A 17,365-nucleotide genomic window follows, 5' to 3' on the forward strand; every position below is an offset into this window, starting at 1 on the left:
CGCGGCGTGAGGTCCTATGGAGCTGTACTCAGCCTGCCCGGCATGCGTGCCGTGTACGCCGCGCACACCGTCACCATGCTCGGCACGGTCGGTGCGCAGGTGGCGCTGTCGATCCTGATCTTCGAGCGGACCGGTTCGCCGTTGCTGTCGGCACTCGTGCTGGTGTGCTCGTTCCTTCCGTACGCCGTGGGCGGGCTGCTCCTGTCCTCGGTCGCGGACCGCTTCCCGGCGCGGCGGGTGCTGGTGGCTTGTGACCTGCTGAGCGCGACCTGCGTGGCCTGCATGCTGTTGCCGGGCATGCCCGTGGGTGGGCTGCTCGGCCTGCTGGTCGGCACCGGGATGATCGCGCCGGTCTTCGCCGGGGCGCGGGCCGCCAGCTTGGCGCACCTGCTGCCGCAGGACCTGTTCCCGATCGGCCGGTCGTTGCTGCGGGCAATCGGTCAGACCGCCGTCCTGACCGGGTTCGCGGTCGGCGGCATCGCGGTGGCGGCGATCGGCGCGAAGTGGTTGCTGGTCGTCGAAGTGACGACTTTCCTATTGTCGGCAATCCTGATCGGCGCCGGGACGCCGTCCACGCCGCCGGGGGAGCGGAAGAGCAGCACGGTCCGCGACTCGTGGACCGGCCTACGGATGCTGTTCGCGAACAGGAGTCTCCGCAACCTGATCCTGCTGACCTGGGTGGCGCCGGCGTTCTCGTCCCTCCCGGACGGACTCGCCGTCGCCTACACCGCTCAGGTCGGCGTCGCCGCGGCGGCCGCCGGTGCGTTGTTCACCGGCTATGCCGTCGGCAGCGTGTTCGGCGAGCTCGTCGTCGCACGGTTCACCCCTTCCGTGCGGCGACGGCTCGTCGTCCCGTTCCTGCTGGTCAGCCAGCTGCCCGCGATCGCGTTCCTGACCGTGCCGCCGATCCCGGTGGCCGCGCTGCTGCTCGCGATCTCCGGCACCGGCTACGCGTTCAACCAGGGCGTCGATCCGCTGATCCTGCAGCACACCGATCCGTCGTACCGCGGTCGATTGTTCACAATCCAGACCAGCGGGCTGATGGCGATCCAGGGCGTCAGTATCGCGCTGGGCGGCGTCGTCGGTTCTTTCCTCGACCCGAACCTCACGATCGCGCTGGCCGGCGTCCTCGGCACGACGATCACCCTGCTGATCGCCCGTCAGGCGCTCACCACGGTGCCACGTCGGACAGCGACTCAGGTCCTCTGAAGACGCCGGTCGGGCCGTCCGCGGGTAGCGTCGCGAGGGCGACCGGGACGGCTGCTCCGTCGGCCACGGTCCGCTCGCCGCGCGGTACCGACGCCTGCGTGTTCAGGTCGGTCGGCACGAGACCCGGCGTGGCCGCGTTCACCTTGATGCCGTCCGCGCGCAGGGCGCTTGCGTAGACCAGGGTCAGTGCGTTGAGGGCGGCCTTCGACGAGCTGTAGGCGAGCAGCCCCTGGGTGGCCAGGCGGCCGTCGAGTTCGGAGAGCAGGGTGGTTGAGCCGAGCCCGCTCGACATGTTGACGATCCGCGCGTTCGGCGACCGGCGCAGCAGCGGTACGAACGCGTTGGTCACCGCGACCACGCCGAACACGTTCACGTCGTACGCCGCGCGGACCTGGTCGGCCGTGATGTCCGCGACCGCCGTACCCCATTCGGAGACGATGCCGGCGTTGTTGACCAGCGCGTCGAGCCGGCCGGAGTCGGCCTCGACCTGCTTGGCGGCCGCCGCGACCGACTCCCCGTCAGTGACGTCCAGCTGCACGAACCGTACGTCGAGTCCCTCGCGTGCCAGTTCGTCCGCGGCGCGAACGCCCAGCGCGGGGTTGCGTGCCGCGAGATACACGGTCGGTCCGCGCTGTGCCAGCTGCCGGACGATCTCGCGGCCGATGCCTTTGTTTCCGCCCGTGACCAGGGCGACTTCGTTCTGATTCATGCCTCCAGTCCAGCGCGGACCTGCCCCGGCGGACCAACACCGATCAGGTGGTCCGCCATACCCTGGAGGTATGCCCGAGCCAGAGATCCGCGAGCTGCGGTACTTCCGCGCGGTCGCCGAGGACCTGAACATCACCCGCGCCGCCGAGCGGCTCGGCCTCGCCCAGCCGCCGTTGTCGCGCGCGATGCGCCAGCTCGAGCACCGGCTCGGCGTGGACCTGTTCGACCGCTCCGGCCAGCGGCTCGCGCTCACCGCCGCGGGGGAGACGCTGCTGAAGGAGTCGGGCCCGGTGCTCGACGCGCTCGATTCCGCCGTCCGCCGGACGCAGCGGGCGGGGCAGACCACGAAGCGGCTCGTGGTCACGGCGAAGCCTGGTGTCGCGACCGAACTGCTGCACCGGATCGTCACCGAGCTGCGGGACGACTTCCCGGGCGTCGAGGTGGTGGTGAGCGGGTTCGGGGAGCAGGCGGACATGGTGCGCGACGGACGGGCGGATGTCGCGCTGGTCAGCCGGCCGTTCGACGACCTCGGACTGGAGCGCGAGGAGTTGTACGAGGAGCCTCGCGTGGCGGCGTTGCCGGTGACGCACGAGTTGGCGGGGCGGGACGTGCTGGCGGCGGACGATCTGGCGGGGATCCCGGCGCCACGCTGGAGCCGGGCTGACGTTGCTCAGCGCAACTACTGGTCGGCGCGGCCGGACGACGCCGTGGACGGGCCGGTCGTGCAGGACTCCGCACAACTGCTGGAAGTGGTGGCCTTCGGGCAGGCGGTCGCGCTGGTGCCGCGGTCGATGGCCGAGCGCAACATCCGCCCGGACGTCGTCTACCGGCCGGTGACCGACGTCGAGCCGTACCGGATGTACGTCGTCTGGCCGGCCGGCAGCCGCTCCGCCGAGCTGGCCCGGTTCGTCGAGGCGGCCGTCCGGCATTCCACCGAACCGCCCGCGGTCTCACGCACTTGAGCGGACCACGAGCGGTGCGGTGACGAGCCGGCCGGGCTCGTCGGGTTCGCCGGCGATCTCGCGCAGGGCGCGGTCGAACAGGGAGGTGGCGATGTCGCGCAGCGGGATCCGGGCCGTCGTGAGCGGCGTGTCGAGCATGCTCGCGAACGGGAAGTCGTTGAAGCCGGTGACCGCGACGTCCTGACCGACCGTGATGCCGCGTCGTTGCAGGGTCCGCATCGCGACCACCGCGAACGCGTCGTTGTCCGCGACGAAGGCGTCCGGCGGCCCGGTCTCCTCGACGTACGCCGCCACCGCGTCGAGCGAACCGAACGAGCGCACGACCGCGGACGGGAACTCCCGGACGAACCCGTCCTGCCGCTGATGCACCCACGGCAACGGGCTGTCGGTCGCCAGGTACACGGCTCGCTCCCGCCCGGTCGAGCGCAGATGCGCCGCGATCCCGGCCATCGACGTCTCGTTGTCCACGTCCACCCAGCACTGCCGGTGCTCCGGTCCCGTCCGGCCGAACGCCACGAACGGGAACCGCCGCCGGCTGAGGAACTCGATCCGCTCGTCGTGCGGCATCGTCTCCATGACGACGATCGCGTCGACCTGGCGCGCCGCGATCAGCTTCTCGTACAGCACGATCTCGGTCGCGCTGTCGGCCGGGGTCTCGACGACATGGACGCCGTAGCCCGGGACCGCGGCCGCCTTGACCAGACCGCCGAGCAGGCTGTGCAGGAACCCGCCCAGGCCGGGGTTGTCGTCGTCCACGAGGTCGTCCTCGAAGGACATCGGCAGGCCGATCACCTGGCTGCGTCCGGACGACAACGCGCGGGCAGCGTGGTTCGGGATGTACCCGAGTTCCTGGATCGCGGCGCGCACAGTCCGCACTGTCGGTGCCGCTACGCGGTGTGGCGCGTTGAGCACGTTCGACACCGTCATCGCCGACACCCCGGCCAATCGGGCGACGTCCGCGACAGTCGTACGCCGCGGCTTGTCTGCAGCCAACCCTTCCCCCTCAGTCGTACACGATCCGGGCCGATCCACCGGCCGGAACGTCGATACCCCACACTGCAGGCGGCGTCGTCGTCTCTCGGTGCACCTCGTGGCCCGAACAGTCCGAGACTACGAGGTCGGCAAGCCGGTTGCACGCACCTTCGACGTACAGTCTCCGCTCGGCGCCACCGTTCACCATGACGGTGCAGGGCTCCTGGAGCCGTACGACAGGATTCGTGTACACGGCAACCACGGTTTCGGTCGCACCGATCGCGCGAACCTGCGTGTACCGCGCATCTGGCCGTGACGGCAGCAGTAGGCCGTGCAGCAACGTGTCGGCGTGATCGCGCATGAAGCCGAGCCAGTACCGGACCACCTGCTGGTGCCCGGGCGGCAGCGCGTCCAGCTCCATCGAGACCTGCGGCGTGCTGAACAACGCACCGATGAAGTGCTGCGCGACGTTCTCCGCCGTCGCCGACGGGTGCCACATCAGCATGTCGGAGTGCACCGCGCGGTCACCGGCGAGCAGGCGACAGTCGATCGTCCGGACACGGTTCTCCACCGCGTCGAGCGCGCAGTCCCCGGCGCGCAGGAACGTGCCGAACCGCCAGAGCCTCGGGTGCACGTAGTCCTGACGGAACTCGATCAGCACGTCGGGCCGCAGCTTCCGTAGCTCGTCGGTGACGGCCTGCAAGAACCGCTCCACGCCTTCGTCGACGGAGGAGCAGTCACTGCCCGGGGGCGGAGGGACACTGCTCCTCGCCCAAGAGTCGATGAAGTCGATCTTCAGCCCGTCGACGCCCCAGTCACGCACCGGACGAACGCAGCACTCCAGGAGGTGTTCGCGTACCTCGGGACAGCGGGGGTCGAGGACGGCGGTCACCTCGCCGTCGGCAAAGCCGAGTGTGCGGTCCTTCAGCTTGCGCCAGGCCTTCGAGTGCACACCGATCAGTGCTGGCGCGATCCACAGCACGTACTGCTGGCCGAGCGTGTGCACGCGGCGCACATGCTCGGCCATGTCCGGAAACTTGGGGCTGGTCGGCTCCCAATCGCCGCAGTACGCGTACCCGCGTCGAGTGTCGTCGGTCTGCCAGCCGTCGTCGACGATGATCGCCTCGGTGCCGTACGCCGTTCCGGCGCGGGCGTGCCGCTCGACGGACTCGGCCGAGACGTGCTGGTGGTCGCTGTACCAGGTCGAGTACATCGCCTGTCGAGCGACCGGCGGTACGTCGGCGATCCGGTCACCCAGCTCGGCCGTCCACTCGGCCGTCACGGCACGCAACGCCTCGGCGAAGTGCTGGGCCCGCGGATCGATCCGCAGGGCGAATCCTTCGCCCTCGAGATCCGTCACGGTCAGCTCGATCAACTGTTCCGCGGTCTCCTCGCTCACTCCGACAGCGAAGTCGCACCCTCGGACGTTCGACGACAAGGAGATTGTCAACACGCTGCGGTCCTGCGCGTCGACAAGCGTCGCGACGGGTGCGGAGCGGACGGATCGGACGTCGCGGTGCGAGCCCCAGTCGGTCGGGAGGTTGCGCCGTGATCCCTGGGCCGCCTGCCAGAGCGTCACCGCGTCCTCGGCGGGCCAGGTCCAGCGCAGCGTCACCGGACCGTCGGCAGCGACGTCGGCACTGACGTCGTACCGCAGGACACCGGGCTCGGCGACTGCGCGCTCGATCAGGGTGCCAGGACCGGTCAGGCTTGCGCTGCGGACGATAAGACCGTCGGCCGAGCGGATCTCAAATGTCGTCACGTGCCGGACTATAGCGGTAAAACCGAGTGCTTCGGAGGTATTGACGCGATTGCCTCAGGTACCTATGTTTTACCGCTAATATCCGCCTCTTCGAGGAGCCGCCGGGCCGGCCCTCAGCTCCGATCTCGCCGGTGTGGCCGTCTGCCGAAAACCGAACCAAGAGCAGGAGAAACCTGATGCCGATCAATGAAAAGCCCTTCGGGCGACCTATTACTCGCCGCGGATTCCTCGCCGGTGCGGCCGTCGCCGGAGCGGGGTCGAGCGCGTTGCTCACGGCCTGCGCCGGCGGTAGCGCGGGCGGCACCTCGAGTTCTGCCGGGAAGGGCGGCGCCGGCGGCGCGGGCGGCACGGGCGGCACCGTGACCTGGGCCTCTTGGGCGAACCCGGGTGAGGCCGAGCGGTTCCGGCAGATCTCGAAGGACTACGAGGCCGCACATGGGACCAAGGTCACCTTCCAGGTGGTCGTCGGCGACTACGGCGCCAAGCTGCTCACCCAGCTCGCCGGCAGCAGCGCCCCGGACGTCTTCTACGTGCAGGACTCCGGCATGCAACGGCTCATCCAGTCCAAGAAGGTCGCCGACTTCACCGAGTTCACGTCCAAGGCGGACGCGCCCGTCAAGATCGACGACCTGTATCCGAACCTGATGGGCTGGTGCAAGCCTGCCGACGGCAGCCCGGGGACCTACGGACTGGTCGTCGACTGCAACCCGATCGTGTTCTGGTTCAACAAGGACATGTGCGAGGCCGCCGGCGTCACCAAGAACCCCGCGCAACTGCACGAATCCGGCGGCTGGAACCGCGACGCCGTCGACGACTTCCTGACCAAGATCAAGGCCACCGGCAAGCGGGGCATGGTGCTGGAAGGCGGCTTCGGCCCGATGCTCAGCTGGATGACCGCGTTCGGGGGCAAGGTCGTCGACGGCAACAAGATGATCTTCAACGAGGACGCGAAGTCGATGGAGACCCTCGAATGGCTCTGGGAGGGTATGGCCAACGGCAACGTCACGTACGGCGGGTCGCTGCCGAAGGGGCAGGCCATCGACGCCTTGTTCTACAGCCAGCAGCTCGCCAGCTGCCAGGTGGGACGCTGGATCCTCCCGAACCTCAAGAAGCTGAAGTTCGGCTACGACATCGCACCGTTCCCGTCGCCCGACGGGAAGACCGTACCGCCGGCGATCGTCTACACAGCGGCCATGGCCGTGAACGCCAAGGCCAAAGACCCTGAAGCCGCGATGTACTTCGCCACCCGGTTCGTCAGCAAGGACGGTCAGAAGGCCCGGCTCTCCGGCGGAGGCAACGCGGTGCCGGCCGTCGCGGGACTGGACGAGGTCGTGATGGAGAACAAGCTGCCCGAGCACTGTGCCTGGTTCACGGAGGCCGCCAAGAAGGGCTACGCCATCCCGTCGGCCATCGCGTCCAAGGCGGAGGTCGGAGCGAACCTCGGCACCGAGATGGACAAGTCGATCAAGGCCGGCGACAACGCGAAGGCCTGGGCCGACAAGATCTGCGCGTTCATCAACAACGGGAAGTGAGACATGGCGCTCGCACCCGATGTGAAGCGCAGACGGCGGACCGAAGCGCTGTGGGGGTACGCCTTTCTCACCCCCCAGCTCATCGGCCTGATCGCCTTCATGGTGGGTCCCCTGGTCTTCGCCATCGTGCTGTCGTTCTCGAGCTGGGACGGTCTGGGTTCGCGCACGTTCGTCGGGCTGCAGAACTTCATCGGTGTCTGGCAGAACGACCAGCTGCGGCAGTCCTGGCTGAACACCGCGTGGTTCACCGCCCTGCAGGTCCCCGGACTGCTGATCACCGGCTTCTTCTTCGCGTTCTTCATTCAGAAGGCGGGCCGCTTGACGCCGTTCTACCGGATCTTCTTCTTCGCGCCGCAGGTCACGTCGACCGTCGCGGTGGGCGCCATCTGGCTCTGGCTGCTGAACCCCGAGATCAGTCCTGTCAGCTCTGTGCTGAAGTCGCTCGGGGTGCCCAACCCACCTGACTGGCTGCAGGATCCGGGGACGGCGATCCCCGCGATCGTCGTGGTGTCGATCTGGCAGGGCCTCGGCTACATGATCGTGATGTTCGTCGCCGGTCTGCAGAACATCTCGCCCACCCTGATGGAGGCCGCCGACATCGACGGCGCCTCGGAGTGGCAGAAGCTGCGCAAGATCACCGTGCCGCTGCTCTCGCCGACCATCCTGTTCCTGTCGATCACCTCGATCATCGGGTCCTTCCAGGTGTTCGACTACATCTACTTCTTCTTCGACACCTCAGCGCCGTCGAACGCCCACACGATCGTGTACGACATCGTGAACATCGCCTTCCGTGAGTTCAAGTTCGGGTTCGCCGCGGCGATCGCGGTGTACCTGTTCCTGGTCCTGCTGGCCCTCACCGGCCTCCAGTTTCTTGCTCAGAAAAGGTGGGTGCACTACACCGAATGACTACCTCATCAGGCGAGATCGACGCTCGTGGCCTCGAGCCGGCGCGTCGAAAGAATGCTTCACATGGGCTGAGCGGGGGACGGTTCAAGCCGTCCTGGATTCCGCTGCACCTGCTGCTGGTCGCGGGCTCGCTGGTGATGTTCGTGCCATTCCTGTGGATGTTGTTCTCGGCCATGAAGCCGCTGGACGAGATCTTCGCCCAGCCGCCGAAGCTGCTGCCGAAGGTCTGGCAGCCGCAGAACTTCGTCACCGCGTGGCAGGGCGCCGACTTCGCGCGCGCGTACCTCAACAGTCTCTATATCGCCGGCCTGGTCACGGTCCTCACCCTGATCACTTGCTCGATGGCCGCTTACGCCTTCGCGCGGATCCGTTTTCCGGGGCGGAAACTGATCTTCGGCATCTTCCTGGCCACCTTGATGGTTCCGTTCCAGCTGACCGTGATCCCGCTGTACGTCATCATGGGGCAGCTCCGCTGGATCGACACCCACCTGGCGCTGATCGTCCCGCCGGCGTTGTTCAACGCCTTCGGGGTCTTCCTGCTGCGCCAATATGTCCGCGGCATTCCGCTGGAGCTGGAGGAAGCCGCCTCGATCGACGGCGCGGGGCGGGTCCGGATCTTCACGACCATTATCCTGCCGCTGCTGCGGACCCCGCTCGTGGCCCTCGGCATCTTCGTGTTCCTCGGACAGTGGAACTCGTTCTTCTCTCCGCTGATCTTCCTGAACAGCGATCGGAACTTCACGATTCCGCTCGTGGTCAACCAGTTCAAGGGCGCCTACTCCTCCGACTGGACGAGCCTGATGGCGGCCACGACCATGGCGGCGCTGCCGATGCTGCTCGTCTTCATCATCGCCCAGCGTCAGATCGTGCAAGGCATCGCGCTGTCCGGTTCGAAGACCTGACCTACCGCACGTCCGGCATCAGCACATCGGGTGATGCCGGACGTGCCGACCATCACAGGCTCGCCGGCCCGGGGGCGGCGGGGCGGTAGGACGGGAGGGCCTCGGCGAGCGTGGGGTAGTGGTCCAGCGGGCGGGCGGTGGCGGTGACCCGGATGAGGTCGCCCAGCCATTGGCCGGCCCCGGACGTGCGCAGCCAGCCGCCGTGCCGGACCGCCAGCTCGTGGGCGTCGGCGAGGACCTCGAGGGCGCTCGCCTCCATCGCGGTGACGCGCCGCAGGTCGACCACCAGGCGCGGCAGCTTGGTGGTGATCACATGCCGCAGTTCGTCGGCGAACGTGGCCACGGTGCAGACGTCGACCCTGCCCGCCACCCGGACCACCGCACAGTCGCCGACAGAGCTCCAACTGCAGACAAACGGTCCGCTCACCTCTGCCGGGCGGCGAGCGGACCTGATCGCGCGGGGTGTGTTCATGCGTACCGGTACCCGGCGGGTAACCCGCGCGGGCGGGAGCGCCCGGACCGGACCTGCGCGGCCCGGCCCGGACGCCTCACGATCAGTTGACGATGATCTTGTCGACCTCGATCGTGACGCCCTTGACGAGTGGCGTCGAGGTGCCGGTCGTCACCGTGCCGGTCCCCTTCTGCACACCCTTGATGTTCATCGAGTACGTCATCGACCCGCCGGGCGCACCCGGCGTACTCGTGATCCGGTAGTCGGTCACCGGCGGACCGGAGATCTGACCGCCGGCCGTGCCCTCGAAGTTCTCCGCACCGACCGTCAGCCCGTACGCCGGACCGGGATCACCCGGCAGGTTGCCCGGGTCGTAGGCGTAGGTGATGTCCTCGGTGCCGTTGATGCCGATCCACTGCTGGAACACCTTGGTACTCGAGGTGCCGAACAGGTTGACCCGCCACTCGAGGACGATCCAGCTGCTCACCCCGTCGGTCAGGACGGTGGCATAGACGCCTGGCGCACCGGTGCCGTCGAGATCGGTCCAGAACGACGCCAGCACGTTGTTCGGCCGGGCCGGGTCGGGCAGCGTCTGCGGGAGGAACTGGACGTCGTCACCGGTCGACGTACCGCCGACGACCGAATAGCCGTTCGATGTGACGCCGATCTTCGTGTACGTCTGGCCGGCGTACACGAACGCCGGGACGGTGAAGTTCACTGCCTGCTCGTCGCCGATCGGAGTGGGCGCGGTCCCGAACGCGTCGAGTGGGATGTAACCGAACAAGGACCCGGGCGCGATGGCGGGACTGTCGGGCTGGCGCCCGGCCAGGGTCGCGGTCTTCGTCGCGATCTGCGTGCCGACCTGGGTCGCGCCCGTCACGCTGTTCAACCGCAGCTGCGAGCTCAGCGTGCTGACTGCGGTCACGTCCGTGGTCTGCAAGCTGTTGTTCTGCACGGTCACCGTGCAGACCGACTGTTCGGTGTTCTTCTTGATGGTGGACGGCGTACAGGTCTGGTCGACCGGCACGATGCCCTCCTGGCGGAAGAACGCCACCGGCAGGTGCAGTTGACGGCTGCCGCCGACCTGCTTCAGGTTGACCTGACCGAAGTACTGCCCGTCGGGTACGTCGGGCGCGGTGATGGCGATCGTCAGCTTCTGCGACTTGCCCGGCTTCACCTGGAACACCGGCGGCAGGACGCTGATGTTCGCACCGTTGACCGTCGTACCACTGGCGGAGAAGGACAGCGTCTGGTTGGTCACGTTGGTGACCGTCCGCGTGGCGGTGATCAGCCCCGGCATCGTCGGCGCGTTCACCGACGGCAGGTTGAGATCGATCCGGTTCAGCGGGTCGGTGGCCGAGAGCGCATAGTTCGCCGCGGTCTCGTCCAGCGTCAGACCGGGGTCACCGGCCTTGGTGAGGTCGATCCGCCCGCCGCCGTAGTCGAACGGGTCGGCCGGCGTGGTGCGGTCGGGCTTGGTGACCGACGTCTTCGCGGTCGTCTCCAGCGCCGACTTGACCTGGCCGGGCGTCCACGACGGGTGCAGGGCGAGGACCAGTGCGGCGGAACCGGCGACGTGCGGTGACGACATCGACGTACCGGCGATCACCTGGTACAAGTTGCCGGGCGGGCCTTCGGCCGGGGACTCGGGAGTCGGTGTCTGTCCGGCCATGATGTGCAGACCCGGCGCGGTGACGTCGGGCTTGAGGAAGTCGCCGCCGGGGCCGCGCGACGAGAAGTACGTCATCACGTCGCCCTGCCAGGCGGTCTTGGCGCCCTGGGTGAACGAGGCCGTGGTGCCCGGGTGCGCCGCCAGGAACGCCAGCAGCGCGTCCGCGTCCAGCTTCTCCAGGGCCACGGTCGGCAGCCAGTGGTTGTCGGTGAAGACGTCGAACGGCACGGAGTTGTACAGCAGCATGCCGACGGCGCCGCCCTGCCTGACGTTGAAGCCCTTGAGGACCCGGTTCGGGCCGCGCTCGCAGACAACGATCTTGCCTGTGAAGATGCCGGGTGGAGCCGGCGTCGTGCACAGCGCGTTGCTGTACGGCGGAGCGGACGCGAGGACGACCGGTGCCGGCGTACCGACGCCGGACGTGATCGACGCGCCGGACACCGTGGCGGTCGCGCCGCCGCCGGACAGCGAGACGGTCGAGCGGAACGTGCGGCTCTGCGTGGACGCCGCGACCGTTGTGACCCATGGGCCGCGGTGGTCGGTGGTGTTCGCGCCCGGACCGGAGTTGCCGGCCGAGGCGGACACGAAGACGCCGGCCGCGTACGCGTCCAGGAATGCGAGTTCGACCGGGTCGCTGTACGGGTCGCTGCCGCCGGAGATCGAGAAGTTGATCACCCGGACGCCGTCCAGGATCGCCTGGGCGACGGCCTGCACGGAGTCGGACGGGAAACAGCCCTCGGCGCCGCAGACCTTGTAGACCGACACGGCCGCGGCCGGTGCGATGCCGGCGAGTGCGCCGCGGTCGATCCCGAGCGGGTTGGCGTTCGCGACCGGGCCGCCGGCCGACGTCGAGGCCGTGTGCGTGCCGTGGCCGTTGGAGTCACGCGCGCTGCTGGGGTAGACGTCCCCGCCGATCACCGCGTTGTAGGTGTCGAGGAACGGCCGGCCGCCGATCAGCTTGTTGTTGCAGACGAACACGTCGGTCGCGGGCGTCAGCGGGTTGTCCCCGAAGTTGCAGGTCCGCGGTGTGCCGTCGGCCTTCGGCGGCGGTGCGGGCAGGGTGCCCGGGTCGGCGAACGACGGGTGCTCCGGCCACGCGCCACTGTCCAGGACGCCGACGATGATGCCCTTGCCGGAATTGGCCGAGCCGCCGAGCTGGTTGTAGATCGTCGGGGCGCCGATGAACGAGCCGCTGGAGTCGGTGAGCATCTCCTGCGGGTTGTCCTGCTGGACCGCGGCCACGCCCGGCAGCTTCAGCAGGTCGCGGGCCCGGTTCGCCGGGACGCTGACCGAGATCCCGCCGTACACGGTGCGCAGCCGCTGGCCGGCCTTCGCGGTCGGCACCCGCGTCTGCATCGCGGCGAGGAAGTCGTTCTCCAGCGTGGACACGTGCTTCAGGTACTTGGTCGCGTTCGCGCTCTTCACGTCGAGGCGCTTGCCGGTGACCGACGGGCTGGTACCGGGCAGGCCCTTGATCCCGCCCCGGTACGCCGCCAGCGAGTCGTAGTCGAGCTTGACGACCACGCGGACCTGCTTGGCGGACGTGCTGTTCACCAGCGCGGGATCACTCTTCGCGAGCTGCCCGCTGGGCGACTTCGCGCCGTTGACGATACTCGCGACGGTCAGCGGCGTTGCCTTCCAGGGCCGGCCGTTCGGCGCGGTCGGGGACGTGTCGGCCGCCGCGGTCATCGCGGGTAGCAAGGCGGCGACGAGCAGACCGGCGGACACTCCGGCCATGACGGTTCGCGGACTTCGTCGGTGGAACGGTGACCTCATGCGCGGGCCTCCAGTGAGACGGAAGAACGCCGTCACGGCAGGAGGCAGCGTCAGGAGACCCCCGACGAAAGAATCAGGCCCTCACCCCTGTGACCGAACCCCCCCGGGACCGGCGTACGGCCGGCACCCCCGCGGCGCCTGCCTGTGCCCGAGGTTAAGCCCAGATTCCGTTGCGGGCCAGACTTCGGCGCATTTCTCAATCGCGACCGAGAATGCCTTGTTCGTAGCCCTTGGCCACGGCCGCGGCGCGGTCGGCGACCCCGAGTTTGGTGAAGACGTGGCTGAGGTGGGTCTTCACCGTGGCCTCGCTGATGAACAGTTCGCGGGCGATGTCGCGGTTCGACGTGCCCTTCGCGACCAGCTCGAGGACCTGCCGTTCGCGGGCGGCCAGCGGGCTCGGCGCCGGCGACCGGACGGCCGAGACCAGCCGGGACGCGACGGCGGGGGAGAGCACCGTGCGACCGGCCGCCGCCTGCCGGACGGCGTTGAACAGCTCGTCCTGCGGCGCATCCTTGAGCAGGTAGCCGGTCGCGCCGGCCTCGATCGCGGGCAGCGTGTCGGTGTCGGTGTCCCAGGTCGTCAGGACGAGGACCTTGGCGCGGATGCCGCGGCGGGTCAGCTCGGTGATCGCGTCGAGCCCACTGCCGCCCGGCATCCGCAGGTCCATCAGGACGACGTCCGGGTCCAGCTCGGCGGCCAGCTCGACCGCCTCGACGCCGTTGGCGGCCTCGGCGAGCACGGTGAAGCCGGGCGCCGACTCGAACATGCCGCGCAGCCCGTTCCGCACGACGGGGTGATCGTCGACGAGGAGCAGCGAGATGTCAGCCATGGAGCACCAGCGGCAGCCGCGCCGAGACCGCCGTACCGAAGCCGGGCTCGGACTCGACCGTGAGCGAGCCGGCGATGCGTTCGGCGCGGGCCCGCATGCCGTCGAGGCCGAAGCCGCCGGTGCCCGTCCGGGGGGCCAGCGCCAGCGGGTCGAAACCGTTGCCGTCGTCACGAATGTCCACTGTCACCTCGTCGTCCATGAAGCTGAGCGTGACCCCGACGCGGAGCGCGGCGGCGTGCTTGGCCACGTTCGCGAGGGCTTCCTGGGTGATGCGCAAGATGGTCGCCGAGACCTCCCCGTGCAGATGCTGCGCCGCACCGGTCACCGTGAGCTCCGCGGCGACGCCGGTGTGCTCGGCCCACTGGTCGACGGCCTTGCGAAGTGCCTCCGGGAGACCGTCGTACGACAGACCGGCGGGTGCCAGGTTCTGCACCGAACGACGGGCTTCGCCGAGACTGTGCCGGGCCAGCTCGGTCGCCCGGCCGACGTGCTCGGTGACGGTGGCCGGATCGGTGGTGTTCGCGACCACCTGGAGCTGGGCGATGATGCCGGTCAGGCCCTGCGCGATGGTGTCGTGGATCTCCGCGGCCAGCCGCCGGCGCTCGTCGGCGATCCCCGCCTCGCGGGCCTGGACGAGCAGTTGGGCCTGCAGCGCGGCGTTCTCCTCGTGCGCCTGCTGGAGCTGCTCGATCGTGTCGGCGCGCGCCCGGGACCGCGCCTCCTGACGGTCGGCGAAGTGCTTCACGACGGTGAGCAGCGCATTGTTCGCGACCAGCAGGCCGGCGAAGGCCAGCCAGCCCGTGCGTCCCTCCGGCGGGAAGCGCCCGGTCTGCGCGCTGGCGATCGGGATCGTGGTGACGAAGAGGGCGAGCCGTTTCCGCCTCCGGCCCGGGATCACTTCGTCGGTGTCGTAGTAGCCCGCCGCCACGTAGAACGCGAAGAAGCCGCTCAGCGTCGTCAACGCGGCGGCGATCGCCCAGCGGATCACGTAGTACGTCACGGACACGGCATTCGGGCCGCGGTGCAGGCGGTGGCTCCAGCTCCACCACAACTGCAGGACCAGCGCGGCGCCGACCAGCGCGTACGCCGCGATCTGGTCCCGGCCCGACGGCATGATCTCGCCCGCCGTCGCCAGCGCCAGCAGGAAGCTGAGGCCGAGCAGGAAGTACGGAGCCCAACGGTGGAACGCCGCCTCGTGCCGGTCGAGGTCGCTGTCCGTCGTTGTCACGGATCCAGTGTGCACGACCCGGGCCCTACTCCCAGCGGAACCAGCGGACGGCCGCCGCGGACAGGACCGCAGCCCACGCGATCAGCACACCCAGGTGGGACCAGTCCGGCCACTGCCCGGCCGCGGCCTGCTCGAGCGCCTGGGACGCGGCACCGAAAGGCAGCAGGACGACGATCTCGCGCAACGTGTGCGGCATCGACTGGACCGGGGCCCACAGACCCGCGGAGAAGAGGCTCGGGAAGAACACCAACGTGCCGATACCGGTCGCGAGCCGCGCGGTCGGAGCGAGCGCCGAGATCAACGCGCCGAGCGCCAGTGCGGTAGTGACCGTGAGCAGGAACGCCAGCGCATACCCGAAGGCCTGCTTCGGCAGCTGGACGTCGAACGCCAGCCGGCCGATCGTCAGGCAGACCAACGCCGACAGCACACCCGCGGCGCCGTTCAGCCCCATCTGCGCGATCAGCAGCTCGGACGGGCGGACCGGCGTCAAGGACATCCGGCGCAGGATGCCGCGCTCGCGGTAGCCGGTGAGCACCGGCGGCATCGCCTGCAGACCGGTGACGATCAGCGCGACGAGGACGAGGGTCGGCACGTACACGTCGATGACCCGCATCCCGAGACCGGGGTCGAACTTCCGGAAGCTGCGGATCGACCCGAGGATCACCAGCAGCAGCGGCGGGAAGCCGAGCGTCCAGAACAGCGCGCCGGCCTCCCGGCGGAACAGCCGCGCCTCGGCGCGCAGCACGGCGGTCCGTGGCGACGGACGGCGGACCGGGGCGATTGTGCTCGTGGTCACCGGGTGGCTCCTGTCAGGTCGAGGAAGGCGTCGTCGAGCGTCGCGTCGGTGACGCGGAGCTGGTGGGCGGTGATGCGGCGGCGGGCGAGCAGCGACAGCAGCGCGGTCACGGTCTCGTCGGACCCGCCGATGGTGATGCGGGCGTCCTTGTGCTCGATGCTCGCGACCGCGGGCAGCGCGGTGAGGTCCTCGTCGTCGAGCGGCGCCGACGGCGTGAACGAGATGATCGTGGATCCCGCCGTCCGGCTGATCAGTCCCTGCGGAGTGTCGAGCGCGGTGATCCGGCCCTTGTCGATCAGCGCGATCCGGTCGCAGAGGCGCTGGGCCTCCTCCATGAAGTGCGTGACCAGCAGGACCGTGACGCCGCGCTCGCGGACGTCCTCGACGATCTCCCAGGTCTCCCGGCGAGCGCGCGGATCGAGGCCGGTGGTCAGCTCGTCCAGCACGACGACGCGCGGATTCCCGATCAGCGCGAGCGCGATGAACAGTCGTTGCTTCTGGCCACCACTGAGCACACCGAACCGGGTGCTCAGCAGGCTCGCCAGACCGAGGCGCTCGGCGAGCGGGCGCCAGTCGGCCGGGCGCGGGTACAGCGCGGCGTACAGTTCGAGGGCCTCGCGGACCGTGAGCTTGGCCTGCAGCTCGCTCTCCTGCAGCTGCGCGCCGAGAACCTGGGTGACGGCCGCGTGGTCGGCGACCGGGTCGAGCCCGGCGATCCGGATCTGCCCGCCGTCAGGAACCCGCAAGCCCTCGACGCACTCGACGGTGGTGGTCTTGCCGGCGCCGTTCGGTCCGAGGATGCCGAAGATCTCGCCCTCGTCGACACCGAACGACACCCCGTCGACGACGGTGCGCCCGCCGTACGCCTTGCGCAGCTCGCTGACTTCGACGATCGGGGAAGTACTGGTCATGCATCGAGCTTCGCGGACGGCGAACGCCGCTCACATCGTCCAACGGGATACTCCCGCCATCAGCCATTCGGTTGATGGCCGCACGCCTGCCTCCGCCGGCCGACCCGGTGGATCGACAACTGAAGCTGCATGCGGGATCAGCCAGACACCGGCTCTCCAGAGGAGTGGCTTGGCGCGTGGTCGCCTCGGCAGGTAGGCGCGGTTTTGCCTCGTCGGCCGCCCTGCGGGCAGTGGCCGAGGCGGTGGTCGCGGGAGGGGCCGGCGGTGTGTGGGTGCAGGGGATCGCGGATATCGGCGCGATCCGTCACCCCGGCCCTGGATCATGCGCTCGCGGTCGCCTGGACTGATGTCGCTGCACTCGACGGGACGCAGCGCCTGCGTCCGGACGGTCGCGGTCTCGCCGAGACCATCGAGGCGCTCCACGACCGCGCCGGCACGCTGGTGATGGCCGACTGCTCAACCTTCGAGGAGGGCGTCGCGGCCGGTGGCCGATGCCGATGTCGTCGGTACGACGCTTTCGGGCTTCACGCCGTACACCACGAAGACCGACGGGCCCGACCTCGATCTTGTCGCCCGGCTGGCCGCGGCGATCACTCACCCCACCACGATCACCAGCTGGTTCGTGAACGCTGTGGAATGAGTTCAGCGTTGGGCGACGATCTCGCGGACGACGAGGTGGGTGCCGAGGGTGGTGTGGTGCTCGGTCGGTTGGAGTCCAGGGCGAGGGCTTGGCCGCCTTGGCGCGCGGG

General features: G+C 69.2%; 15 protein-coding genes and 1 pseudogene. 7 read left to right on the top strand and 9 right to left on the bottom strand.

Translation table 11 applies throughout. The features are described 5' to 3' along the window. Nucleotides 1-42: 42 nt before the first annotated feature. Complete coding sequence (locus ABZX12_RS04555; protein WP_355689788.1) at nt 43-1,209, top strand: MFS transporter; 1,167 nt, start codon at nt 43-45, stop codon at nt 1,207-1,209. Here ABZX12_RS04555 and ABZX12_RS04560 read toward each other — a convergent pair. After that, nucleotides 1,169-1,918, bottom strand: a complete 750-nt coding sequence (locus ABZX12_RS04560; RefSeq protein WP_355689790.1) for an SDR family oxidoreductase — start codon at nt 1,916-1,918, stop codon at nt 1,169-1,171. The genes ABZX12_RS04555 and ABZX12_RS04560 overlap by 41 nt on opposite strands. 70 nt (nt 1,919-1,988) lie before the next feature. Here ABZX12_RS04560 and ABZX12_RS04565 point away from each other — a divergent pair, with 70 nt between their 5' ends. Continuing rightward, nucleotides 1,989-2,879, top strand: coding sequence for a LysR family transcriptional regulator (locus ABZX12_RS04565; RefSeq protein ID WP_355689792.1), 891 nt, complete (start codon nt 1,989-1,991; stop codon nt 2,877-2,879). Here ABZX12_RS04565 and ABZX12_RS04570 read toward each other — a convergent pair. Then, nucleotides 2,868-3,872, bottom strand: a complete 1,005-nt coding sequence (locus ABZX12_RS04570; protein WP_355689794.1) for a LacI family DNA-binding transcriptional regulator — start codon at nt 3,870-3,872, stop codon at nt 2,868-2,870. The genes ABZX12_RS04565 and ABZX12_RS04570 overlap by 12 nt on opposite strands. A 10-nt stretch (nt 3,873-3,882) precedes the next feature. Next, on the bottom strand, nt 3,883-5,613 hold the full coding sequence (locus ABZX12_RS04575; protein WP_355689796.1) for a glycoside hydrolase family 36 protein: 1,731 nt from the start codon (nt 5,611-5,613) through the stop codon (nt 3,883-3,885). 176 nt (nt 5,614-5,789) lie between these two features. Between ABZX12_RS04575 and ABZX12_RS04580 the strand changes: the two genes are divergently transcribed. From ABZX12_RS04580 to ABZX12_RS04590, 3 genes are read left to right on the top strand one after another with little or no spacing between them, the layout of a single operon-like run. Next, nucleotides 5,790-7,145 carry an extracellular solute-binding protein gene (locus ABZX12_RS04580; RefSeq protein ID WP_355689798.1) on the top strand — a complete coding sequence of 452 codons (1,356 nt, stop codon included), beginning with the start codon at nt 5,790-5,792 and terminating at the stop codon, nt 7,143-7,145. A 3-nt stretch (nt 7,146-7,148) separates the two neighbouring features. Next, nucleotides 7,149-8,051 (top strand): sugar ABC transporter permease, encoded by a 903-nt coding sequence (locus ABZX12_RS04585; RefSeq protein WP_355689800.1) that lies wholly within the window; start codon nt 7,149-7,151, stop codon nt 8,049-8,051. Further along, nucleotides 8,048-8,953 carry a carbohydrate ABC transporter permease gene (locus ABZX12_RS04590; RefSeq protein ID WP_355689802.1) on the top strand — a complete coding sequence of 302 codons (906 nt, stop codon included), beginning with the start codon at nt 8,048-8,050 and terminating at the stop codon, nt 8,951-8,953. The genes ABZX12_RS04585 and ABZX12_RS04590 overlap by 4 nt, the downstream gene beginning before the upstream one ends. A 52-nt stretch (nt 8,954-9,005) precedes the next feature. Here the strand turns inward: ABZX12_RS04590 and ABZX12_RS04595 are convergent, their stop codons facing one another. From ABZX12_RS04595 to ABZX12_RS04620, 6 genes are all read right to left on the bottom strand, one after another. Then, on the bottom strand, nt 9,006-9,425 hold the full coding sequence (locus tag ABZX12_RS04595; RefSeq protein WP_355689804.1) for an STAS domain-containing protein: 420 nt from the start codon (nt 9,423-9,425) through the stop codon (nt 9,006-9,008). An 82-nt stretch (nt 9,426-9,507) separates the two neighbouring features. After that, nucleotides 9,508-12,813 carry a S8 family serine peptidase gene (locus tag ABZX12_RS04600; protein ID WP_355689805.1) on the bottom strand — a complete coding sequence of 1,102 codons (3,306 nt, stop codon included), beginning with the start codon at nt 12,811-12,813 and terminating at the stop codon, nt 9,508-9,510. A 235-nt stretch (nt 12,814-13,048) separates the two neighbouring features. Beyond that, complete coding sequence (locus ABZX12_RS04605; RefSeq protein ID WP_355689807.1) at nt 13,049-13,681, bottom strand: response regulator transcription factor; 633 nt, start codon at nt 13,679-13,681, stop codon at nt 13,049-13,051. After that, entirely contained in the window at nt 13,674-14,909 is a 1,236-nt protein-coding gene (locus tag ABZX12_RS04610) for a sensor histidine kinase (RefSeq protein WP_355689809.1), read from the bottom strand. Before ABZX12_RS04610 ends, ABZX12_RS04605 begins: the two co-directional genes overlap by 8 nt. Nucleotides 14,910-14,934: 25 nt before the next feature. After that, nucleotides 14,935-15,705 carry an ABC transporter permease gene (locus ABZX12_RS04615; protein ID WP_355689811.1) on the bottom strand — a complete coding sequence of 257 codons (771 nt, stop codon included), beginning with the start codon at nt 15,703-15,705 and terminating at the stop codon, nt 14,935-14,937. Further along, nucleotides 15,702-16,616, bottom strand: coding sequence for an ABC transporter ATP-binding protein (locus tag ABZX12_RS04620; RefSeq protein ID WP_355689813.1), 915 nt, complete (start codon nt 16,614-16,616; stop codon nt 15,702-15,704). Before ABZX12_RS04620 ends, ABZX12_RS04615 begins: the two co-directional genes overlap by 4 nt. Before the next feature lie 129 nt (nt 16,617-16,745). Here ABZX12_RS04620 and ABZX12_RS04625 point away from each other — a divergent pair. Both ABZX12_RS04625 and ABZX12_RS04630 read left to right on the top strand, forming a co-directional pair. Beyond that, a pseudogene (locus tag ABZX12_RS04625) lies at nt 16,746-17,039 on the top strand (hypothetical protein); the annotation flags it as partial. 61 nt (nt 17,040-17,100) lie between these two features. Then, nucleotides 17,101-17,256 carry a hypothetical protein gene (locus ABZX12_RS04630; protein WP_355691327.1) on the top strand — a complete coding sequence of 52 codons (156 nt, stop codon included), beginning with the start codon at nt 17,101-17,103 and terminating at the stop codon, nt 17,254-17,256. Nucleotides 17,257-17,365 lie beyond the last annotated feature (109 nt).

It is taken from the genome of Kribbella sp. NPDC003505 (genome assembly GCF_040610875.1).
Classification (GTDB): domain Bacteria; phylum Actinomycetota; class Actinomycetes; order Propionibacteriales; family Kribbellaceae; genus Kribbella.

Bases quoted from the DNA above. Each gene is read 5' to 3' on its own strand.
- ABZX12_RS04555 (WP_355689788.1), top strand. From the start codon at position 43: ATGCGTGCCGTGTACGCCGCGCACACCGTCACCATGCTCGGCACGGTC.
- ABZX12_RS04560 (WP_355689790.1), bottom strand. From the start codon at position 1,918: ATGAATCAGAACGAAGTCGCCCTGGTCACGGGCGGAAACAAAGGCATC.
- ABZX12_RS04565 (WP_355689792.1), top strand. From the start codon at position 1,989: ATGCCCGAGCCAGAGATCCGCGAGCTGCGGTACTTCCGCGCGGTCGCC.
- ABZX12_RS04580 (WP_355689798.1), top strand. From the start codon at position 5,790: ATGCCGATCAATGAAAAGCCCTTCGGGCGACCTATTACTCGCCGCGGA.
- ABZX12_RS04585 (WP_355689800.1), top strand. From the start codon at position 7,149: ATGGCGCTCGCACCCGATGTGAAGCGCAGACGGCGGACCGAAGCGCTG.
- ABZX12_RS04590 (WP_355689802.1), top strand. From the start codon at position 8,048: ATGACTACCTCATCAGGCGAGATCGACGCTCGTGGCCTCGAGCCGGCG.
- ABZX12_RS04595 (WP_355689804.1), bottom strand. From the start codon at position 9,425: ATGAACACACCCCGCGCGATCAGGTCCGCTCGCCGCCCGGCAGAGGTG.
- ABZX12_RS04600 (WP_355689805.1), bottom strand. From the start codon at position 12,813: ATGGCCGGAGTGTCCGCCGGTCTGCTCGTCGCCGCCTTGCTACCCGCG.
- ABZX12_RS04605 (WP_355689807.1), bottom strand. From the start codon at position 13,681: ATGGCTGACATCTCGCTGCTCCTCGTCGACGATCACCCCGTCGTGCGG.
- ABZX12_RS04620 (WP_355689813.1), bottom strand. From the start codon at position 16,616: ATGACCAGTACTTCCCCGATCGTCGAAGTCAGCGAGCTGCGCAAGGCG.